The 18,213-nt window shown below is 46.4% G+C and carries 22 protein-coding genes; 13 read left to right on the plus strand and 9 right to left on the minus strand.

All coding sequences use genetic code 11. The features are described from left to right. Window positions 1-12 precede the first annotated feature (12 nt). A complete protein-coding gene (locus ACO0K9_RS11945; protein WP_422985090.1) occupies window positions 13-834 on the minus strand; it encodes a hypothetical protein in 822 nt (273 codons plus the stop codon). Window positions 835-1,023: 189 nt separating this feature from the next. Here ACO0K9_RS11945 and ACO0K9_RS11950 point away from each other — a divergent pair, with 189 nt between their 5' ends. The 4 genes from ACO0K9_RS11950 to ACO0K9_RS11965 all read left to right on the plus strand — a co-directional run bounded on the left by ACO0K9_RS11950 (window position 1,024) and on the right by ACO0K9_RS11965 (window position 3,262). After that, on the plus strand, window positions 1,024-2,112 hold the full coding sequence (locus ACO0K9_RS11950; protein WP_422985092.1) for a serine hydrolase domain-containing protein: 1,089 nt from the start codon (window positions 1,024-1,026) through the stop codon (window positions 2,110-2,112). Window positions 2,113-2,220: 108 nt separating this feature from the next. Continuing rightward, a complete protein-coding gene (locus tag ACO0K9_RS11955) occupies window positions 2,221-2,679 on the plus strand; it encodes a polymorphic toxin-type HINT domain-containing protein (RefSeq protein WP_422985094.1) in 459 nt (152 codons plus the stop codon). Next, window positions 2,642-2,728: a hypothetical protein gene (locus ACO0K9_RS11960; RefSeq protein WP_422985268.1), complete on the plus strand. Its 87-nt coding sequence runs from the start codon at window positions 2,642-2,644 to the stop codon at window positions 2,726-2,728. The genes ACO0K9_RS11955 and ACO0K9_RS11960 overlap by 38 nt, the downstream gene beginning before the upstream one ends. A gap of 87 nt (window positions 2,729-2,815) precedes the next feature. Further along, complete coding sequence (locus tag ACO0K9_RS11965) at window positions 2,816-3,262, plus strand: hypothetical protein (RefSeq protein ID WP_422985096.1); 447 nt, start codon at window positions 2,816-2,818, stop codon at window positions 3,260-3,262. Window positions 3,263-3,510: 248 nt separating this feature from the next. On the opposite strand, the gene ACO0K9_RS11970 is transcribed toward ACO0K9_RS11965, so the two are convergent. The 4 genes from ACO0K9_RS11970 to ACO0K9_RS11985 form a co-directional block, all read right to left on the minus strand. After that, a complete protein-coding gene (locus ACO0K9_RS11970) occupies window positions 3,511-3,684 on the minus strand; it encodes a hypothetical protein (protein ID WP_422985098.1) in 174 nt (57 codons plus the stop codon). Window positions 3,685-3,815: 131 nt separating this feature from the next. Beyond that, window positions 3,816-5,906: a hypothetical protein gene (locus tag ACO0K9_RS11975; protein WP_422985100.1), complete on the minus strand. Its 2,091-nt coding sequence runs from the start codon at window positions 5,904-5,906 to the stop codon at window positions 3,816-3,818. Window positions 5,907-6,379: 473 nt separating this feature from the next. Next, a complete protein-coding gene (locus ACO0K9_RS11980; protein WP_422985102.1) occupies window positions 6,380-7,309 on the minus strand; it encodes a lysostaphin resistance A-like protein in 930 nt (309 codons plus the stop codon). A 425-nt stretch (window positions 7,310-7,734) separates the two neighbouring features. Beyond that, window positions 7,735-8,286 (minus strand): suppressor of fused domain protein, encoded by a 552-nt coding sequence (locus tag ACO0K9_RS11985; RefSeq protein ID WP_422985104.1) that lies wholly within the window; start codon window positions 8,284-8,286, stop codon window positions 7,735-7,737. Window positions 8,287-9,012: 726 nt separating this feature from the next. Between ACO0K9_RS11985 and ACO0K9_RS11990 the strand changes: the two genes are divergently transcribed. The 5 genes from ACO0K9_RS11990 to ACO0K9_RS12010 all read left to right on the plus strand — a co-directional run bounded on the left by ACO0K9_RS11990 (window position 9,013) and on the right by ACO0K9_RS12010 (window position 11,857). Then, on the plus strand, window positions 9,013-9,423 hold the full coding sequence (locus ACO0K9_RS11990) for a hypothetical protein (RefSeq protein ID WP_422985106.1): 411 nt from the start codon (window positions 9,013-9,015) through the stop codon (window positions 9,421-9,423). Between the two features lie 148 nt (window positions 9,424-9,571). Beyond that, window positions 9,572-10,606: a polymorphic toxin-type HINT domain-containing protein gene (locus ACO0K9_RS11995; RefSeq protein ID WP_422985108.1), complete on the plus strand. Its 1,035-nt coding sequence runs from the start codon at window positions 9,572-9,574 to the stop codon at window positions 10,604-10,606. Between the two features lie 88 nt (window positions 10,607-10,694). Then, window positions 10,695-10,928 (plus strand): HNH endonuclease, encoded by a 234-nt coding sequence (locus ACO0K9_RS12000; RefSeq protein WP_422985110.1) that lies wholly within the window; start codon window positions 10,695-10,697, stop codon window positions 10,926-10,928. Beyond that, window positions 10,925-11,245 carry a hypothetical protein gene (locus tag ACO0K9_RS12005; protein ID WP_422985112.1) on the plus strand — a complete coding sequence of 107 codons (321 nt, stop codon included), beginning with the start codon at window positions 10,925-10,927 and terminating at the stop codon, window positions 11,243-11,245. Before ACO0K9_RS12000 ends, ACO0K9_RS12005 begins: the two co-directional genes overlap by 4 nt. 156 nt (window positions 11,246-11,401) lie before the next feature. Further along, the gene (locus ACO0K9_RS12010) at window positions 11,402-11,857 is read left to right on the plus strand and encodes a DUF6386 family protein (RefSeq protein WP_422985270.1); all 456 of its coding nucleotides are present in this window, start codon (window positions 11,402-11,404) and stop codon (window positions 11,855-11,857) included. A 649-nt stretch (window positions 11,858-12,506) separates the two neighbouring features. On the opposite strand, the gene ACO0K9_RS12015 is transcribed toward ACO0K9_RS12010, so the two are convergent. The 3 genes from ACO0K9_RS12015 to ACO0K9_RS12025 form a co-directional block, all read right to left on the minus strand. Further along, on the minus strand, window positions 12,507-13,106 hold the full coding sequence (locus tag ACO0K9_RS12015) for a hypothetical protein (protein ID WP_422985114.1): 600 nt from the start codon (window positions 13,104-13,106) through the stop codon (window positions 12,507-12,509). Between the two features lie 17 nt (window positions 13,107-13,123). Next, the gene (locus ACO0K9_RS12020; protein WP_422985116.1) at window positions 13,124-14,290 is read right to left on the minus strand and encodes a hypothetical protein; all 1,167 of its coding nucleotides are present in this window, start codon (window positions 14,288-14,290) and stop codon (window positions 13,124-13,126) included. A gap of 254 nt (window positions 14,291-14,544) precedes the next feature. Next, entirely contained in the window at window positions 14,545-15,486 is a 942-nt protein-coding gene (locus ACO0K9_RS12025; protein WP_422985118.1) for a LysR family transcriptional regulator, read from the minus strand. Between the two features lie 104 nt (window positions 15,487-15,590). On the opposite strand from ACO0K9_RS12025, the gene ACO0K9_RS12030 reads away from it, so the two are divergent. Genes ACO0K9_RS12030 through ACO0K9_RS12040 form a run of 3 tightly spaced genes read left to right on the plus strand, consistent with a single transcriptional unit; the run spans window position 15,591 to window position 17,091 of the window. Continuing rightward, window positions 15,591-16,256, plus strand: a complete 666-nt coding sequence (locus ACO0K9_RS12030) for a chromate transporter (RefSeq protein ID WP_422985120.1) — start codon at window positions 15,591-15,593, stop codon at window positions 16,254-16,256. Beyond that, on the plus strand, window positions 16,249-16,782 hold the full coding sequence (locus tag ACO0K9_RS12035) for a chromate transporter (protein ID WP_422985122.1): 534 nt from the start codon (window positions 16,249-16,251) through the stop codon (window positions 16,780-16,782). Before ACO0K9_RS12030 ends, ACO0K9_RS12035 begins: the two co-directional genes overlap by 8 nt. Window positions 16,783-16,815: 33 nt before the next feature. Further along, window positions 16,816-17,091, plus strand: a complete 276-nt coding sequence (locus ACO0K9_RS12040; protein WP_422985124.1) for a hypothetical protein — start codon at window positions 16,816-16,818, stop codon at window positions 17,089-17,091. An 82-nt stretch (window positions 17,092-17,173) separates the two neighbouring features. Here the strand turns inward: ACO0K9_RS12040 and ACO0K9_RS12045 are convergent, their stop codons facing one another. Next, on the minus strand, window positions 17,174-17,389 hold the full coding sequence (locus ACO0K9_RS12045) for a hypothetical protein (protein WP_422985126.1): 216 nt from the start codon (window positions 17,387-17,389) through the stop codon (window positions 17,174-17,176). 126 nt (window positions 17,390-17,515) lie between these two features. On the opposite strand from ACO0K9_RS12045, the gene ACO0K9_RS12050 reads away from it, so the two are divergent. Then, window positions 17,516-18,187: a hypothetical protein gene (locus ACO0K9_RS12050; protein ID WP_422985128.1), complete on the plus strand. Its 672-nt coding sequence runs from the start codon at window positions 17,516-17,518 to the stop codon at window positions 18,185-18,187. Window positions 18,188-18,213 lie beyond the last annotated feature (26 nt).

Raw genomic sequence — 18,213 nt, forward strand, 5'->3', positions numbered from 1 at the left:
GCCATGTATTTTCTACTCAGTTTTAAAAGACAAAATTAACTTCTTGGGGTACAACTCAATTAGCCCTTCCGACCAAAAAGTAAAATAAGCATCCTGAATGTCGTCAGGATAAAAAAAAGTAAGCCAACGACCACTATTTGAATACGTCATTAACGCCTTTATAAATTTACCTGACTTTGCCGCCTCTAAAAATTCCCCGGAATAATGGCGTTTATAAGCTATCGAAATACCTCTTAAACAATCTGTAGATGCTTGCTGAAAATCATCAAATGACATGGGATTTTTATTAGCGTCTTTGAGAATCGCGGCGCGCCTGTTCCTATATATCCGGGAGTAAAGTTTGCTGCCATTTTCAAAGTGTGTCACCTGTAAATCACATTGAACAACGACGTTATTATCCTCAGAGTACAAGTTGACGTGAGGAGAAAACTGTACATAATTTTTTACTCCAAGTTCAAATTTTTCGAATGGCTTCCCAAATAGTTCGTCGCCTAGTTTCTCATAAGATTTAACAATATTCGCATCTGCGAGATTTTTGTATCTTGAGTCTTTAGCAATTGGATTTGGTTCATTTCCCATACCTGCAAAGTTCATCCCAAATTGCGCGCTTCCAGATGCGGAGCCTGCTACGGTAGCAGCAATAACGCCAACAACCCAATCATATTCGTTTGATTTTGTAATCACACTTCGATCGCCAGAAACAAGGAATCTACTATCCTGGCTCGTTCTAAGTGGAAGTTCTACATTCTCAATAAGGAAATTTACAGGGCGAGCGCATCCAACCAATAGACTGAAAAAGGCTATGCATGTAGACAAACGGACTAATGAATTCATATTACTTTCAGATAAATAACACAACTGCCCATGATCTACCAGATGAACAAAAGAGTCAATTTCAAAAAATCGGGATCAATTCTTTGAATGTGTCATTTTCCGATAACACATAGCGCGCATGCTTTTGTTACACTGTGTGCAAAGGTAAAACCGCCGCTGTCTTGCCCCCCTACATCGCACGGAGCATACATGCCATCCATTCGCAAAGCCACCCGCTCTATCCTGGCCAGCCTTGTCGTGCTCGCTGCCCAGTTCGCCACCACCCACAGCATTGCCGCACCGGCCGGCAACATCCCCAGCCTGGAAGTGGCCGTCAAAAACCTGAAAAACAGCGGCTTTCAGGGCATCGTCTTTGCTGCCCGTGGCGATAAAATCTTGCTGGAAAAAAGTCTGGGCGCCGTCAAAGACAGCAAGCAGACCTTCCGCTTTGCCTCTATCACCAAGCAGATGACCGCCCTACTCGTCATGCAGGAAGTGGAAGCCGGCAAGCTGCAACTGGATCAGCCGCTGGGCACCTACTGGCCCGACTACCCCAACCCGCAGGCGCGTGCCGCCACCTTGCGGCAACTGCTGACCCATTATTCGGGCCTGTACAATGACATGAGCAACCCGGCTTTTCACATGCTCAACGCCAATAGCGGTGATGACATCCAGAAATTTGCCACCGGTATTTGTGCCAGCCCCGGCAATGCCGCCCCCGGCACCAAGTTTGACTACAATAATTGCGATTACATCGTGCTGGGCGCATTGCTGGAAAAAATCAACCAGCAAAGTTTTATCACCCTGCTGCAACAACGCATCTTCACCCCCGCCGGCATGAACAGCGCCAGCTACTACACCGCCGCCCTGCCCGACGCCAAACAACATATCCACGGCAACCTGGGCGGTAAACCCGAACCCGAAGTCAATTTCGCCAGCTACGGCCCGGCCGGTTCCAGCTTTGGCACATTAAAAGACCTGCACGCCTTTGACCTGGCCTTTATCAACAACAAACTGCTGTCACAAAATAGCCGTGATGTGATGGTCAAACCGAATGCCGTCGGCGGCGCCATCGGCGTCTGGTCCTACCCCTTCAAAGGCGCAGACGAACGCAACCCCACCATCATCGTCGAACGCCAGGGCTGGATAGCCGGCGTACGCATCCTCAACCTGGTCGATCTGCAAACCCAGAACATCCTCATCCTGGTCAGCACCAACGGCGACCTGGACTTGAGCCAGACCTGGGCGAATCAGGGGCCAGCGGCGGAGGTGTTGAAGGCGTTGATTTTGACGAAGTAGGGGAAACTGGAACTCTACTCCATTGCAATTGCCATAAAAGTCATTGAAAAATCAAGTTATAGGACGTGAAAAACTTGTGAAGATACGTTTATCTAAAGAAAGAAAATTATGACACGTGCGCGATTGCCAATCGCTCAGACGCGGGCGAACACCGAAACGGCAAATGAGGCCGCGTGTTTTATTTATGATACTTATGTTCAGATGCGGTGTGGACATGTAGAAATTCAATTTATAAGCCCAGGCGACGAAGTACTTTCTCGTTGTGAAAGTACTGGTGAAATTGCGTATCGCAAAGTCGCTAAAACTTTTACTCGCGAAAAAAAGCAGATTTATGGCCTTGGTTACATCACTCTGGATGGTCGAGAATTTGGTGAGGGGACAACAGGTGAGCATCCATTTTGGGTGAAAGATGTTGGTTGGACAGAGGTTAGAAATCTTCAACCGGGAAATGTAATCGAAACCTATGACGATAATGCAGTTAAGATTACTTCAGTAAAAAAAAACAGATCATTACTTTACTGTCTACAATCTGGAAGTCGAGGAATTTCACACCTACTTTGTCGGTAGCAGAGGACTGTGGGTACATAACAAGTGCATAAACAGAGGTCAAGTTTAACATTCATATATTTTCAAACAAGTGGGCGATTACTCGATTGCCAAACGCTCCTACGTGCTAAAACGCTCCATCTTAAATAGATAGAATATGAAAAAAATTTGTGATATCTGCGGAAAATATTCAGAATCCGATAAGACTTGCTCAAATTGCGGCGCTAAAATTTTTATGGATGAAGAAATAGCCGCATTACCAATCCGTGATCGTTGGGGCTGGGCGATTTTCAGCCTAGATGCTTTAAACGTTGATTTACGAGTGGATGCATTAAATTTTATGCGTGATCAATGGACTACACTTGAAAGTTTTACGGTATTGCACCTTGTAAATTCACAGCTCGGACAATTTTGTGCAGATGCCACAAAAATAAAGGTCATTATTAGAGAAGATTTTTTCTCGTCTTTATGGCAAGAGCTTTCAATTAAATTTGACGGGCTAACAGTCGAATTTAATCCTGAATTTCATTTTAAAACTACAGACGAAATCAATGAGTTGTTAAGCAAAGAACTGGGGAATTCTGAGGTTAGCAAAACTACATAGGTGCATCTTTAATTATGAAAAACTTTATTTCCCTGTTATCCCCCAGCTTTGTGACCCCAGCTTTCGGCTTTTGCTAAAAAATATTTTTTTCCCCAAAGCCGCCCATGTCCTACCAGAGTCTATGCTTTTAAAAATAACGTCTTCAGTGAGGACGTATAAATATCAATCGCCACTCATTTGGAAATCTCCTCTCTGGATATTCGGATAAACAGGTTCAAAATCGACTCTATTTAATATGCGGAAATTTTTTACATAATAAATAAATTTGTCGTCGTAACGTCAGTATTTATGTCATAACTCGCTGAAGTACCACCAGGGCCTGCAACGCTTACTTTTCCTTGATTGTTACCTTTAACTGCGACACTAATTTTGAATACACCCAAACTAAATACAATGTTGTCGCCCTTGAGTTTTAATGTCATGCTTCTCTTTCTGATGAGAACCTTCGTTCTCTAAAGTAATATTTTTTCCCCGCCCATTGTTACGCGTATGCAAAAAACTAGCGACAGGGGTTTCTATAATCGATCTCTTGACGAGAGTCATTTCTCTTGCTTCAAGGAAGCTGCAATTTGAGAATGGCATTTCCTGAAATGACGGCAAATGTTTTCGGTCCCAATCTGAACAAACTAGAGGGATAGTACAGACTACCTATCAAACCTAATTGCGTGCCATGCGCACGGGTAACACCGGCCAGCGTTGTGATAACGCCGCTGGCTGTTCTTTTACGTATTGTTGAATCAAACGTAAAATAAATATCGTCATTTTTGTCTACGACTATGCTTCGGGGATAATATAAATACTTATAGTCTTTCTGAACTATAAATTCTTCCCCATACTCCCCCCAACTGGAAACGTTCGCTGTAGGGGTAATTTTTCGCAGCACTTGATCATCAAAAACAACCATGTCGCCTCTGCGGTCTAACACTATATTCGTCATGGATAAGAAAACAGCGTCCTGACCAATGCCATCTTTTCTGAAGTGCTCCGTGCTACCTGCGAAGACAGTAGGCAAGCCTTTAGCATTAACCTCATACAAGACAGAACCGGATGTAAAGAATATTTTCCCACTCGAGTCTATAACGACGTTGGCTGGCACAAACCTATGGTCCGCTTCCATTTTTCCAGTTAAGATAGACCGTACTTCGGGGGCTTTAACGACGGTGCTTACGTTTCCTTTTGCGTCTATTTTTCGTATATCTCGATTATAAATCTCAGGAACATACAGGTTACCTTGACCATCCAAAGCCAAATCACGTAACCCATTAAATTTAGCCGATTTTGCCTCACCATCTTCGTGCCCCATACCGGACAAGCCGGGTATGCCAGCAACAGTACTAACTATGCCTTCGGGGCTAATTTTACGAATCAAAAAATTCCCGCGATCAGACACGTACAAATTACCCTGTCTATCTGCTACTAAACCGGAAGGTGAATCGAATCGTGCTTCTGCACCAGCACCATCAACGTATCCTCCTTTCAACTCCTGACCAGCTATCGTGCTTACATCGCCTTGTTGTGTAATTTTTCGAATGTAATTGTCGTCTGCGACATATAGATTTCCGGCCGGGTCAAAAGCAATTTTCCCAATTGCTCTAAATAATGCATCGCTGCCGCGTCCATCTACATGGCCCGCATTATTTTGACCTGCGACAACTATTGCTCGCCCATCTTTTTTGATCAGTCTTACAATTGCACCCTCTGTAATATACAAATTTCCGACATCATCAAAAGCTACGCCATCAGGTGTATGTAAGCCAGGCTCCAAGTCCTCCGCAAATTTTTCTGACTCCACTATTAACTTTAAAGTAGAGACCACACCATCTTTAGAAATTTTGCGTATTTGATTGTTCGATCCGTCAGCAACATAGAGCATGCCCTCCCGATTTACCGCAATATCCATAGCCTTGCCAAACCTTGCATTAGAAGCAGCGCCATCGCTCAAACCCTTTTTACCCGGCTGACCAGCAATGGTTGTTACCATGCCGTTAGGGCTGATTTTACGAATGCAATAGTTGTTCATATCAGTGACAAACACTTCCCCAGAAGAGTTGACCGCGATACCCATGGGACGATTGAACCTGGCTTCAGCGCCAGTACCGTCAGCCCAAGAAAATTGGCCAGAAGATCCTGCCAACGTGGATACAAGGCCGTCTGGCGATATTTTACGCACGGTTGAATTCGCCACATCGGTAACGTAAAGATTATTCTGTGCATCAATCGCCATGCCAGCTGGATATTTGAACCGAGCTGCTGCGCCGATACCATCATTACTACCAACCTGTCCAGCCTTACCTGCGATGGTCGTAACCACGCCTTGCGGCGTCATCTTACGTATGATGTGATTGCCAGAATCAGCAATATACATATTGCCAATCGCATCAGAAACGATACCTTTACGGTCACCACCGAAATCACTTAAGGTTGCACGACTGAACTGGGCGCGCAGACCTATTCCATCAGCCCAACCAGGACCATCCATACTGCCAGCAATCAAGCTCAAGGTACCAGGAGCAATGGTGGGAGCCTTGTTTTCAAGTTTTATATCTGGTTTATTTTTCGTATTCGTTTGCGCATTGCAATCGAAACTAGCTAATCCAAGAGATACGCTAAGCGCAAAGAAAACGCGAGGTATTATTAATTTCATCTGCAATCCTCAATACAATTTAAAAACAACATTGATAATTAGTAGAATTAAGCGCTCATCTTTTCGTTCACTACTTCTACTAGCTACATCAAATTTCAATACAAGAAATAACAATCAATAAAGTTGCTGTTTTCTATAACCATTTCATTCCTTACGTGTGCCTATCCTCACCACCTCATCCACAACCAAATTCTTCGGCAAGGCATGCGTAACAAAGCCGGGGTCAAGTCTTTCATTACGACATTTCTAACCTGATCGCCGTGCCTGTCGATGTTTGAGGCACGACGCCAAGCAAAGAAAACTCTGTCAGTCTGCACGGTCTCACCGCGAGGCCGTGCAACCGCTGCGGTCATCTCGGCCAGAATTTCCTCATGGGGCTTTACGGTGCGGGTCACAGGCCGGGGTCAGGTCGTATATTACGACAATTCTACGTCGGGCAAATGTATGAATGTCTGGCATTGCCCTGGCTTCCCTTAGTGCTGAATGGCTGGATAGGTGAAGGCGAGGAAATGAATTGCGTTCAAAGCAAAATGCAAGCCGATACTGAGCTCAATTCGCTTTGTTTTTTGGTATACATACCCATAACCCAGGCCTGCGACCGTAGCGATAAGAACTGTGTACAGCCCCCAGGGAGGCGGAATTTTGGAAGAAAAGTGCGCTAATCCAAATAAAATACTGATAGCTACCAGCGAAATTTGCGGGCCAAAGCGAAAGCGCTTTAAGCCGTCAGAAAGTCTTTGTTGCAATAAGCCTCTAAAAAAAGCCTCTTCAGCAATACAAGTTACGAACAAATTTAAAAATAAAAATTCGCCAACGTGAGGCTTGATAGATATCTCTGGTCTTGTCCAGCCTAAAAGTACGGAAAACCCCAAAGTCAATGCTACTGTGATTACACATGGCAGCCAGGCGTCTTTTAAGCTTTGACGAAGCTCTGCCACACTTTGGTATCTGGAGCAAAAAAATCCTAGCAAAATAAGTCCGACAAGTCCCTTGTCCAAATTGGCGTACAGAGTGAACGGCATCGCTCCTGGCGTGAGCACTTCATCGATGGTAATTGGAATGTTAGTGAAGCCTGGCCACTTGTGTATTGAGATAGCCAGGGCAAGGACGATCGTCACCGCTAATGATACTGCGCGCACAAAAACCGGCTTTTTAGGCGTAGTCGAAACGTAAGCGGCCAACGCCAAAATGATCACTCCAAGTAAACCAAGTGCATTTACAGCGCCAGTGAGCACACCGGCGACAGAGATGATACCGACACACCATGCGAAAACGGTATCTGAAAATCTGTAATTTAGTCTCTGAAGAATGACTGCCAGAGAAAGAAGCACGAACGGGGTGGATGGATACATGAAAAATAAGTAAAAGTAAAAATTATGGAAAGCCAGGGTCAGGTCGCACATTACGACATTTCTAACCTGGTCACCGTGCCTGTCGATGTTTGAGGCACGACACCAAGCAAAGCAAACTCAGTCAGTCTACCGGTCTCACCGCAAGGCCATGCAAACGCTGCGGGCACCTCGGCCTGAATTTACTCATGCGGCTTCACCGTGCAGGGTCACTGGCCAGGGTGCAGGTCCTATATTACGACAATTCTACGCCGAGCAAATGTATGAATGTCAGCGTAGTAATCGGCCCCTGCCTAAAATCGTGCCGAAGAAAACACGAGATTTTTAATCATTGAAAATCAATGAATTAGAATGTTTGCTTAAGAGGCCTTGGGCCGTAGGCTGGAATTTTATAAAAGCGTCGACAAATTTTATAAAAAATTTCCGTTTCCGCGTTAGTGTTTTTACGAAATGGACGCGGGTGAGACAATGACGACAATTCAACAAACGCTCGTTCGAATCGGATCAAGATAATTAAATTCAGCCGCTTCGAATCGCTCTTCTAGATTTTCAACACCATTAATTTTCTTATATTCGACTTCACGTTGAGTAATGGGAATAAGCCAAAAAAATTTCACGCATTTCCCATTTTCGATCTCCATATCCTCTAGCTGCGGACCATCCAGATAAGGAAGGGAAATCAATCCATACTCGCACTTCGATTCATTTATCCACGATTTTCCAAAATTAACAGAATCGCCAAGACCTAGCCTTGCCCCGGTCCGATGATAGTGGGCAGTCGCCACCATGATCTCCACTATCTCCTCACTTTTCTCTGGACTAAACATGTGTAATTCAATAGGATATTCGTCAGATTCTTGAGACATGCAACACGTTGCATATGTCCACATATTTCTATTCGCGCGCGGCGCAAACTCAAGAACCGAAAATTCCTTTGGTAAGTCACTCACCGGCCCTTTTGCAAAATTGATGCCGACCCCTTTCGATTTCCAAATTTCGGCATAGTGTGAGATTACTTTCTTCTTGTACATTGAGGCCCCTAATATCATAATCCGTGTTCCTTCTTCTTGGCACGAGAATGACATCGCCCCATGCAATCAAAAATATATACGCGCTTTTGCACAGGCCCGTAAAACCAGGGTCAAGTCTCTTAAGCAAACATTCTAAGTCATTGATTTTCAGTTGATAAAAATCTCGTGTTTGCTTCGACGCGATTTTCGCGCAGAGGCAGATTACTACGCTTACAATACGACATTTCTAACCTGATCGCCGTACCTGCCGATGTTTGAGGCACGTCGCCAAGCAAAGCAAACTCACTCAGTCTGCACGGTCTCACCGCGGGGCCATGCAAACCCTGCGGGCATCTCGGCCAGAATTCCCTCATACGGTTTCACCGTGCGGGGTCACAGGCCAGGGACAGGTTCTATATTACGACAATTCTACGCCGAGAAAATGTATGAATGCCAGACCTGCCCCAGGCTTCCGGCTATGTATTCAGAGATTTGGACGCCGTATTGGCAGAAATTGAATGGGGATAAATGGTAGCGAATAACAGTTTGTAATTGTCGTTCTTGCTATTAATTAATTTTTAATTTAAATTAGCAACAATGCACAATTCTGCTGTTCAGGTTGGCAGCCGAGTTCCCTTATTTTCATCGCAAAATGCCTTAAAAGCATAAGCAAGTGTATTGAATGTTTGTAAGAACACTTAAACAATCAACACCATTCGCATTCAGACTCACAAAAAGGAAGATCTAGTGACATCACTAACCGTTTCAGGTTTACCAGCACTTGCTTGGGAAATTGGATTTGTAATCGTTGGCGCGCTACCAGTTTGGTTTGGTGCAAAGATTACAGATGCGACCAATCCGACATTGGTACGTTCAGTTTTAGCACTTTTATTGGGAACAATTGGCAGTATTGCTGGATTCATGATTGGCGGCCCTTTGGGAATAATTTTAGCGCCTGTATCTTACATACTTTCTTTTAAATTTATACTCGGCACTTCTTTAGTCGGTGCATTTTTGTTGGGCATTTTATCTTTGTTTGGCTATTTTTTGATGGCAAAATTAATTGGCGGAGGGTTCTCTGTTAATGAAGAACCTAAAGAAAAAACCGAAACGCAGACTTCCAGTTTTTTAGAACAAAGAGCGACGCAACAAGGCTAGGGATCACAAGGCAAGGCTTAGGGCCGGTTCGTGCATTCATACATTCATACATTTCCAGAGTTGTGGGCGATTACGCGTTGCTATTCGCCCCTACGCGCTGGGACAATAGTGACGCGACTCTTCTCGACTATTCAAAGCATGGAGCAACATGAATAAAGATTTTGCCCGAAAATTAATCGACGACCCAAGTGATCAAATAATCAAACAGCTCTTTCAAGGTGTCGACGGCGTATTCTGGGTCGATTGGCGGGAAGCTGATGAAGCCATTATTGATTTGGCCGCAAAGCTCATTGGCAACGACGAGTTAAGCCACGAATGGCATAACGACAAACTGACCGTGAAATTTCGCGGCAAATTGACGGAAGTTCCCTTGAAGTTTGAACCAGGCGAGCAATATATCACCCTCGCAACTCTGCACGAGGCTATTTACCCTGAATATGAAATACGCTATATCAAGGCGTCCGAGGGTGGTGATACGACCGCCTTCATGATTTTGAAAAAGCAAACCTTGTTCGAGCTTGATGCTGAGTTCGACGCAAGGGTGGCTGATGCCTTGCAAAAAGTTGAACGCGGCTCGGCGCACTTCAAACAAGCAGCCCTGGAGCAGGCTGAAATGAAGGCAGCCAAAGAAGCTGCGGCGCGGGAACTTACCGAGCAAAAAGCGCGCGTCGCCGCAGGTGGGCCAGAGTATCTCACGCTGGTGCATACGAGGGATGGATTGAAACCCATTGATGAGATTCAGGTAGGGGATTGGGTCTTGTCGCATCCTGAGAATGAACCACCACCCATTCCAAAGCCTGGGCCAATTCAACCTAAGCCCGCTGAGGCGTACTTTTACCGGCAGGTTGTGAAGGTCTTTGTGCGGGAGAATCAAAAAGTGTCTCATGTCCAATATATAGATGTCGGCAGAGGCAAAGATACTTTGCAGCTCGCGCCACATCACCTTATCTGGACGAAATACGGCGGCTGGACTCGCGTCGCAAGCATGAAAACGGGGAATGTGCTCTGGTTAGCGAATGACGGGAACGCTTTGGTAGGCAAGGTGAAGCACACCGAGGAAACCGCGCGCGTCTACCATATCGAGGTGGATGAATTCCATACCTATTTCGTTGGAAAAAGTGGGGTATGGGTTCATGATGAAAGCAATGCTACAAGGTCAGGCGTTGCTGACAACCAAACCTGAGGCCAGTCGCAAGGCTAGCGGTCAGACAGTACTTTCGTACATTTCCAGATCCGTGGGCGATTACGCGTCGCCCCTACGGGCTGGGCAAATGAAAATGGCCACGAGAAATCTGCGTGATATGATTGGAGAAGGAATTGTGTTGCCTGATAAATTCGCAGCGGCGCAGTTGAAAGCAATTCAACGTGGGTCAGAAAGAATACCTGACTATACTTGGCATCATCATCAAGACACTAGAAGAATGCAACTCGTACCAGAAAAAATTCATGGTACTGCAAGGCATGTGGGCTGGGAATCTATGAGTAAAGGTCCGTACGTATTATGAGAAATGATTTGGAATGGGGCTCGTACTGGGGAAGTGTCAATAGGTCAATTGTCGATGCATTTGAGATCCAGACTGGGAAGAAATTTCCAGCGGAATATAAAAATGTTGTAACAACATTCGATGGCGCTTATATCAATAATGCGGATGCATATCGGTTTTACAGTAATGAAACGAAAAGTGAAGTGGTCTATGGACTTGGACTATTTCATGCTGTTAGCGGCGGCACGTATTCGCACAAAAATGGCGGTCGAACGCGGTTTTGGCCATTGAAGAAAAGTGTTGGAGGAAAGCGTAGTCCTGAGCTTCGGTTCGATTGATGTCAATCAGAACTACTGCCGTTGAGCTAGACTGGAGTTGCGTTGCCTCCATAAATTGGTGCCGCGGCTGGCGGAACGTTTGGTCTCTGTTGCGAGACATGCACAGAGACGTGACGCCCGCACTTGATGAAGTTCAGTTTGAAAGCTTAATTGAATATGAATGAATCATTTCCATTTTCAACAGATACTGCAACGATTGCAATTTTTGATGTCGCAGCTCTGAAGCATCGGTTAAATGACGTTGGTGATTGGTGGAGTGTTCCGACGTTCGAGCTGGCCGAGGTCAATTTGGGTAACGTTTTAATAATTGCGTTGGGGCAGGACGGCACCTACACCGTGGACGTAACTGATAAAACGTTTGCAGAAGTAAAGTGCCTTTCTGGAATGTTGAAGTGTCCGTCGGGCCAGATCTATATTGGAGCTGGCGAAGATATTTCTGGTGGCGGCTTTGATCCAGAAAATACACGACACCTAAGCGGTCGAGTCATCCATTGCCCTCCTGGAACTTACCAGGTAAATGTTTCTCGCAAGGGCAGCTCTATCTCAATATTTTTTGCCTCGTCACAGGGCTCTGGCAGTAATGCATTTCGGCAACCATTGGAGTTGTCGTGATTGCCCCCTGCATCTGATTTGCCAACCATTGTGGGATGGCGGAACATCGGGAACGCGATAACGCGGACGACAACGGCATTGGCAAGGTGCCTGACTGGATTGTTACTGTGCACGCCTCAATAAATGGGATCGAGCCAGCAACCCGTGCAATGGCCGCCAGCATCAGATCTGACTGCGCTAGGTGTTGTCGACTAACTCAGTTCAGTAAAAAAGCTAGGGTCAAAAAAGCTAGGGTCAAAAAGCTAGGGTCAAGTCTCTTAAGCAAACATTCTAAGCCATTGATTTTCAATAAGTAAATCTAGTGTTTGCTTCGGCGCGATTTTCGGCAGGGGCCGATTACTACGCAAACATGACGACATTTCTAAGCTGATCGCCGTGCATGTCGATGTTTGAGGCAAGACGCCAAGCAAAGCAAACTCAGTCAGTCTGCACGGTCTCACCGCGAGGCCATGCAAACGCTGCGGGCATCTCGGCCAGAATTTCCTCATGCAGCTTCACGCAAGGCGGGCAGTACATTCGTACATTTCCAGAGCCGTGGGCGATTACGCGTTGCTAATCGCCCCTACGCGCTCCCGATAGCCGTCGTTCAATGCGTTACAACGACAGCTATTTATAGATTTTTCGCAACTTGCGCATGCGGGTTACAAAATCAAAACCAGATTCTACTAGCACCACAAATTCGATCGAGTCCCGTATGGGGCGGGGTCGCGATAAGACTGATCAAATGCGTAAGTGAATCAGCAAACGGCTTTCCGCACCAATAGTTAATATCGGGATCCTGATCTGCATACACGATCTTTCCTGCAAGGCTTCCCGCTCTGATCAAAACAAAGTAATTTCCGGTGGCAACGGCTTCACCGATGGCTATACCGTCTGCATAGATCGGCATCTCGCCGCCCATATTGACCATGCTCATGACGGATGAGCGTAAGGTTGCGGTTTCGTTCGCAAGGCGTTCCAAAGGGTAAAATTCGATCGAAGGGATGAAATATTTGCCTGAATCGTCATTATCAGTCTCATTGTGAAAAAGCTTGATTCCATTCGCAAACTGATAGAAGGGCTGAAGTTCCAACTCGAGAATGTCGTGGGGAACGTAAAGGTCGTCGGACAGTTCTCGTGACACTGTTGCGGAGTTCGCCGGTAGCGAAAGAGTGTGTCGGTAGGTCTTGCTGTAGTGCGCACCGTGGAGTTCCAAGTGCATGACCGGCGGTAGTGCTGCAATTGTTTGTAGTAGATCTAGGATTGGCATTTGTTCTCTTGTTCCGGCTAAATTGTAATAGTACATTCAGGCCCTTTGTAATCTGCTCGCTTGGCCTCTTTGTTTAGAAGATGAATTAAATTAGTCCACTGTGAATCAGATTGATAAGTCGGCTCAAATATATACGCTCTTTTTATAGCATTGCACGCCTCACCATATAAGCCCTCGGCTTGATAATGGTAGATGACAGATCTAACTATAATAGGCCATATACGATCACCATATTGCTGAATTAGATTTTCAGTATATTCGATATAATTTTTCCGTTCAGCAGAGGAAAATTGAGAACGATTCTTTGACGATACGTCTAATTTTCTTTCAAAAGCACCCAAAAATATATTAGGGTTTGAACGATTCATTTCCGTTGCTTTAGACAGATCTGCTTTACGTTGTGGCTTTTGTGATGTGTACCCATTGGTATACCCAATAATCGTTTCAGTACCATCCTCTTTTCTAATCACATCCACAGACGGTAAATACGCAAGGTTATAATATGCAGCACTAGCCTTGTCATCTTGATGGCCTTGCTCCAAAATCAGTGCGAGATCCCGTAATTGCTGGTGTGCCCGCAACAAAATCTGACGGCGATCTTCTTGCATAATTTCTGCACCAGTGGCAGCTGGAATATAAGCGCTTGCACGTATCAAATCAAATTGCAACATCTGCGCATCAACCTGCGTTTTTGTATCTGGTTCTAAGACAATCCTTACATCCTGCGTGCTGTTCTTATGTGCGGTATCACTGAACACAGTCGGAACATAACCTCTTTTTATCACAGCATATATGGTAGTGACATCCGATTTCTTATGATAAGTCATGTTCTCAGTATCAATAAGAACTCCTTCTTTATTGGCGTAATCGACTAGCAAATTCGGATGGATATCTTTTTTTATGAAATCAGCATCTGATGCGTAGCGACGAACCATTCTCCGCATCAAATCAACATTCAACTGATCTCTGTCGTCTGGGATCAAGCGCCATACCGTTGCGGCAGGTATGGCCACCCCTTGTTTATCGACCACATGTACGCGCCAAGTTAACGTGTCTGTATTCAGTTTCTTTATCAATTCTGTTAAACCTGCTTCAGACGTATTCGCGCCCAATAAAGCTAGCGTGAAGCAGAATAATTTGAATTGAATGATCCGTCGTCCTTTTCCAGCTTTATAAAACAGCATTTCGCTCTCCGGTAATGCACGCAATATTATTCAGCATTTTTTTGATCTAATGGTCCAGATGTTGGATTACAAAGCTAGCGATAAGGTAATGCATTCATACATTTTCAGGCTGGCGGGTTATTACGAGCTGCTAATCGCCTCTTACGCTGAACAGCACATGCGTGCGAATACGCAGAGCTATTCGCACCTACGCCTACTGGCTATGGTACGCAAACCACAACAAATGTCCATTCGCTTTTTTGTTTACTTTTACCCTATTTAACAACCCGGCTATTTTTAATCATGTCATACAAAAGCTGTGCCGCCGGTGACAGGCGGGCGGCTTTACGGGCGACCAGGACCAGGGTTCTGGAAATGACCGGGTCTTGCAACTTGATCACACGCAGGCGTGGATAGGTGCCTTTTTGCATGGCAAGATTGGGCACGATGGCGGCGGCAATGCCGGCTTCCACCAGGCCCAGGGCCGTGGAGTTGCGCTGTACTTCGTAATGTATCTGCAAGCTCAGGCCAGCTTGGCCACCCTGGCCGCTTTGGCCCATTTGCTCACCTCGCAGGCTTTCGCTACCCAGATAACCGTCGAGCAGGGCACGGTTACCGCTGGCCTGTCCGGCAAAGATCAGCGGGTGTGACTGTAACTGTGTCCAGGTGATGCTCTTGCGTCTGGCCAGTGCATGGTCATCGCGGCAGACCAGCACGAACTGATCTTGCAGCAAAGGCGTGGTGCTCAGTTCAGGATGATTGGGGCCAGCCAGGTTGATGCCAAATTCGGCTTCGCGCCGCAATACGGCTTCGGCAACGCCGACCGATGCGTGATCCAGTATCTTGATACGATTGTCGGGGAACAATGCCGAATATTCACGGATGACCTGCGGCAGGTAACGTATGCCTGCCGTCGGTATGCAGGCAATCGACACATCACCGCGCTGGGCTTTGCCGGTTTCGCGTATCTCGGTCAATGCTGCTGACAGCTCCTGCAGCAGACGTCTGGCTTGCGGCAAAAAATCCTGCCCCGTCCTGGTCAGGGCGATGGAACGCGTGGTTCTTTCCAGCAGCGTCACCCCCAGAAAAATCTCCAGATTGCGCAGCCGCTGCGTCACCGCCGTTTGCGTGACATGCAGCACATCTGCCGCCTTGTTGAAACTGCCATGGTCTGCAATGGCGACAAAAGCCTGTACCCCGAGGATATCGATTTTCATAAGAGAAATGAATCAATTGTCTAAATAAATTCATTGTACTTTTAATTGACCGGGTACGAAGATAGCCATATAGAAAAAATTTTCCAGGCTTTCAAGAGTGTCTTATGTTGAATCCACCATTGCCCACAGTTACCGTTGCCGTTGCTGAACCTGCCAAGCTGTCGGCGATGCGTCTGTTTTTTGCCTTTTCAAAAATTGCCCTGACTGGTTTTGGTGGTGTCATGCCCTTTGCCTACCGCGCACTGGTCGAGCAATACCGCTGGCTGAGTGCAGAAGAATTCGCCCGCTATCTGGCCCTGAGCCAGGTCTTGCCCGGCCCGACGATCTGCAATGTGGCATTAATGATAGGCAAGCGCCATGCTGGCATCGCGGGTGCCCTGGCCGCCATGGCTGGCCTGATCATTGCCCCTTTTCTGCTAGTGATAACGCTGGGTGTCGCTTATCAGCGCTTTGGCCAACTGGCCATGGTGCAGGATGCGCTGACCGGCATGACGGCAGTGGCAGCAGGCCTGGTACTGGCAACCGCCGTCAAGATGGCGATGCAACTGTTTGGCAAAGCTGGGAATGCCGGTAAGGCTGGTAAGACAGTTGGAATTGACTGCCCGCACAAAGACAAAACGCGCAGCCACCAGGCCACTTTGCAGGCGGTCTTGATGGCATTGGCTTTTGCTGGCCTGGCCTTGCTTAAATGGCGTTTGATTGTTGTGTTTTTCTTGCTGGCACTGCCTGGCAGCATCGTTGCGTATTTTTTGAAAGATAAAAATGGATGAGCAATCCCCCCTGCTGGACCTGTGCCTGCACCTGTCCCTGTTGTCGATGATGGCAATCGGCGGCGGCCTGGTGATGATGGCACCCGACATCAGTCATTTTGTCGTGACTGAAAAACACTGGGTGACCAGCGCGCAGTTCGCCTCTGCCTATGCCATCGCGCAGGCAGCGCCCGGCCCCAATTTATTGTTCATATCCCTGGTGGGCTGGCTGATCGCCGGCTGGACGGGGGCGATTGTGACGACCCTGGCAGTCATCATCCCGTCTACCCTACTGACCTTGTCCGTCGTCAGCTTGAAGACCTCAAACTTCAACACCCGTCTGACAGCCGCAGTGCGAGATACCTTTGCGCCGATTTCCATCGGCGTCTTGCTGGCGACAGCCTGCCTGTTCAGCCAGTTGGACCATGCCAGTTGGCGCACCGACGTGATCACGCTGCTGACCGCCGTCATCATCTTGCGCAGCAAGCTTAACCCCGTCATCCTGATTGCTGCCGCCGCCGCCGCAGGGATGCTGCACATCCTATAAGCTAATCTACACACAACTCAGGGGGAATACACCATGCCCGACGCCCACACCAGCCTGACCCTGCAAATGCTGGAATGGATACAGCAACAACCGCGCAGTTATTCAGAAGTACTGGACGCCTGGCACAGCACCTGCCCACGCCTGTGCATCTGGGAAGATGCCTGCGCTGACGGTTTGATCAGTTGTGATGGTGGTAGAGGTGGTCTGGTGACCGTATCGGCAAAAGGCAGGGATATGCTGGTAGGCACAATAGAGGTAACAGCGTCTTTTTCAACCCTGACGCATAGGGGTGAAGGTATTGCAGATTAAGTTGCTAAAATGACGAATAAGGAAACGCGCCTTAACAGGACGGCCGCTCAAACACTTATTAAAGCATCGCAAAAAAACTCAACTATATTTCGAAATCCGGATCAATCTCAGGAAAATTTTTGACTATAGGACGCATTAAAGAAAGATATATTTCTCCCATGGCATTAGATAACTCCACGCGCAATTTTTTTTGAAGATCAACATCGTCAATCGTATCAACAATGAGTGCAATGTTATTGAGATGCACATTGACATCAGCACAGCCACGCATGATTAATTTTGCTTCTTCCAAATCCATAAATTGTCCTTGTAAAAAAAACCGGCATTTTCTGAAAACTTTCTTTCCAAGAATCGGTATGCTGAAAAATCGACTCCGTCAAGTATTCGGCCACCAAAATTTACTAAAATCATCGGCGCACCGAACTTGGCAACAGATAATCTGTCAAGTGATATAGTAACCTCAACTTTGAACGTAAATCAAAATAACGAGGATATTGTCGTGTTAGAAAGTTTATTTTTTCCGAATGCACCTCTGGAATTAACACCAGCTTTGTCGACCGCTAATATGATATTGGCTCAAAATCAAACTAACGGAATTACATTACCTGTTCAAGCAAAACAAATAGATAAACCAGAAATGGTTTTGGCTGAATGTGGTGATGTGCAAGGGGAAGTTCCTCCTCCTAGTGATGGAAGTTTGAGGGAGATATCAGGCACTACACTTGCGCCAGGATCCACTTTGAAGAGATATTGGGGGCTCAAATTTAAAGAGAATTTGGATGTTTCGCTTGCAAAAGTAAATATACTCGATCAGCCGAAAAATGGAAAAGTGACTCGAATAACTACGACTCTTGAATTAGGACCATATTTCCAATACTTTCCCAAGCCGGGCTATCTTGGGCAAGACAAAATCACGTTTTTGGTAGAAGTAGGTGGCAAGAGAATAAAAGTTATAAAGACTCTTTATATTGTTCCTCAAATTTTTGATCGTGAATTGAAGTGCCAAAAACCGAGCCGTATTAGTTTGATTGATGGTAGCCCCAATCAAGCTACGACATGGGCTCTGGAATCGGAACATAGGGGTCACGGAACATAGGGGCCACACGGAACATGGAGGTCTTG

The organism is Undibacterium sp. Ji50W (genome assembly GCF_049340445.1).
GTDB lineage: Bacteria > Pseudomonadota > Gammaproteobacteria > Burkholderiales > Burkholderiaceae_D > Undibacterium.

Coding starts and splice junctions, on each gene's coding strand:
- ACO0K9_RS11945 (WP_422985090.1), bottom strand. CDS start 834: ATGAATTCATTAGTCCGTTTGTCTACATGCATAGCCTTTTTCAGTCTA.
- ACO0K9_RS11950 (WP_422985092.1), top strand. CDS start 1,024: ATGCCATCCATTCGCAAAGCCACCCGCTCTATCCTGGCCAGCCTTGTC.
- ACO0K9_RS11955 (WP_422985094.1), top strand. CDS start 2,221: ATGACACGTGCGCGATTGCCAATCGCTCAGACGCGGGCGAACACCGAA.
- ACO0K9_RS11965 (WP_422985096.1), top strand. CDS start 2,816: ATGAAAAAAATTTGTGATATCTGCGGAAAATATTCAGAATCCGATAAG.
- ACO0K9_RS11970 (WP_422985098.1), bottom strand. CDS start 3,684: ATGACATTAAAACTCAAGGGCGACAACATTGTATTTAGTTTGGGTGTA.
- ACO0K9_RS11975 (WP_422985100.1), bottom strand. CDS start 5,906: ATGAAATTAATAATACCTCGCGTTTTCTTTGCGCTTAGCGTATCTCTT.
- ACO0K9_RS11980 (WP_422985102.1), bottom strand. CDS start 7,309: ATGTGCGACCTGACCCTGGCTTTCCATAATTTTTACTTTTACTTATTT.
- ACO0K9_RS11985 (WP_422985104.1), bottom strand. CDS start 8,286: ATGTACAAGAAGAAAGTAATCTCACACTATGCCGAAATTTGGAAATCG.
- ACO0K9_RS11995 (WP_422985108.1), top strand. CDS start 9,572: ATGAATAAAGATTTTGCCCGAAAATTAATCGACGACCCAAGTGATCAA.
- ACO0K9_RS12000 (WP_422985110.1), top strand. CDS start 10,695: ATGAAAATGGCCACGAGAAATCTGCGTGATATGATTGGAGAAGGAATT.
- ACO0K9_RS12005 (WP_422985112.1), top strand. CDS start 10,925: ATGAGAAATGATTTGGAATGGGGCTCGTACTGGGGAAGTGTCAATAGG.
- ACO0K9_RS12010 (WP_422985270.1), top strand. CDS start 11,402: ATGAATGAATCATTTCCATTTTCAACAGATACTGCAACGATTGCAATT.
- ACO0K9_RS12015 (WP_422985114.1), bottom strand. CDS start 13,106: ATGCCAATCCTAGATCTACTACAAACAATTGCAGCACTACCGCCGGTC.
- ACO0K9_RS12020 (WP_422985116.1), bottom strand. CDS start 14,290: ATGCTGTTTTATAAAGCTGGAAAAGGACGACGGATCATTCAATTCAAA.
- ACO0K9_RS12025 (WP_422985118.1), bottom strand. CDS start 15,486: ATGAAAATCGATATCCTCGGGGTACAGGCTTTTGTCGCCATTGCAGAC.
- ACO0K9_RS12030 (WP_422985120.1), top strand. CDS start 15,591: ATGTTGAATCCACCATTGCCCACAGTTACCGTTGCCGTTGCTGAACCT.
- ACO0K9_RS12035 (WP_422985122.1), top strand. CDS start 16,249: ATGGATGAGCAATCCCCCCTGCTGGACCTGTGCCTGCACCTGTCCCTG.
- ACO0K9_RS12040 (WP_422985124.1), top strand. CDS start 16,816: ATGCCCGACGCCCACACCAGCCTGACCCTGCAAATGCTGGAATGGATA.
- ACO0K9_RS12045 (WP_422985126.1), bottom strand. CDS start 17,389: ATGGATTTGGAAGAAGCAAAATTAATCATGCGTGGCTGTGCTGATGTC.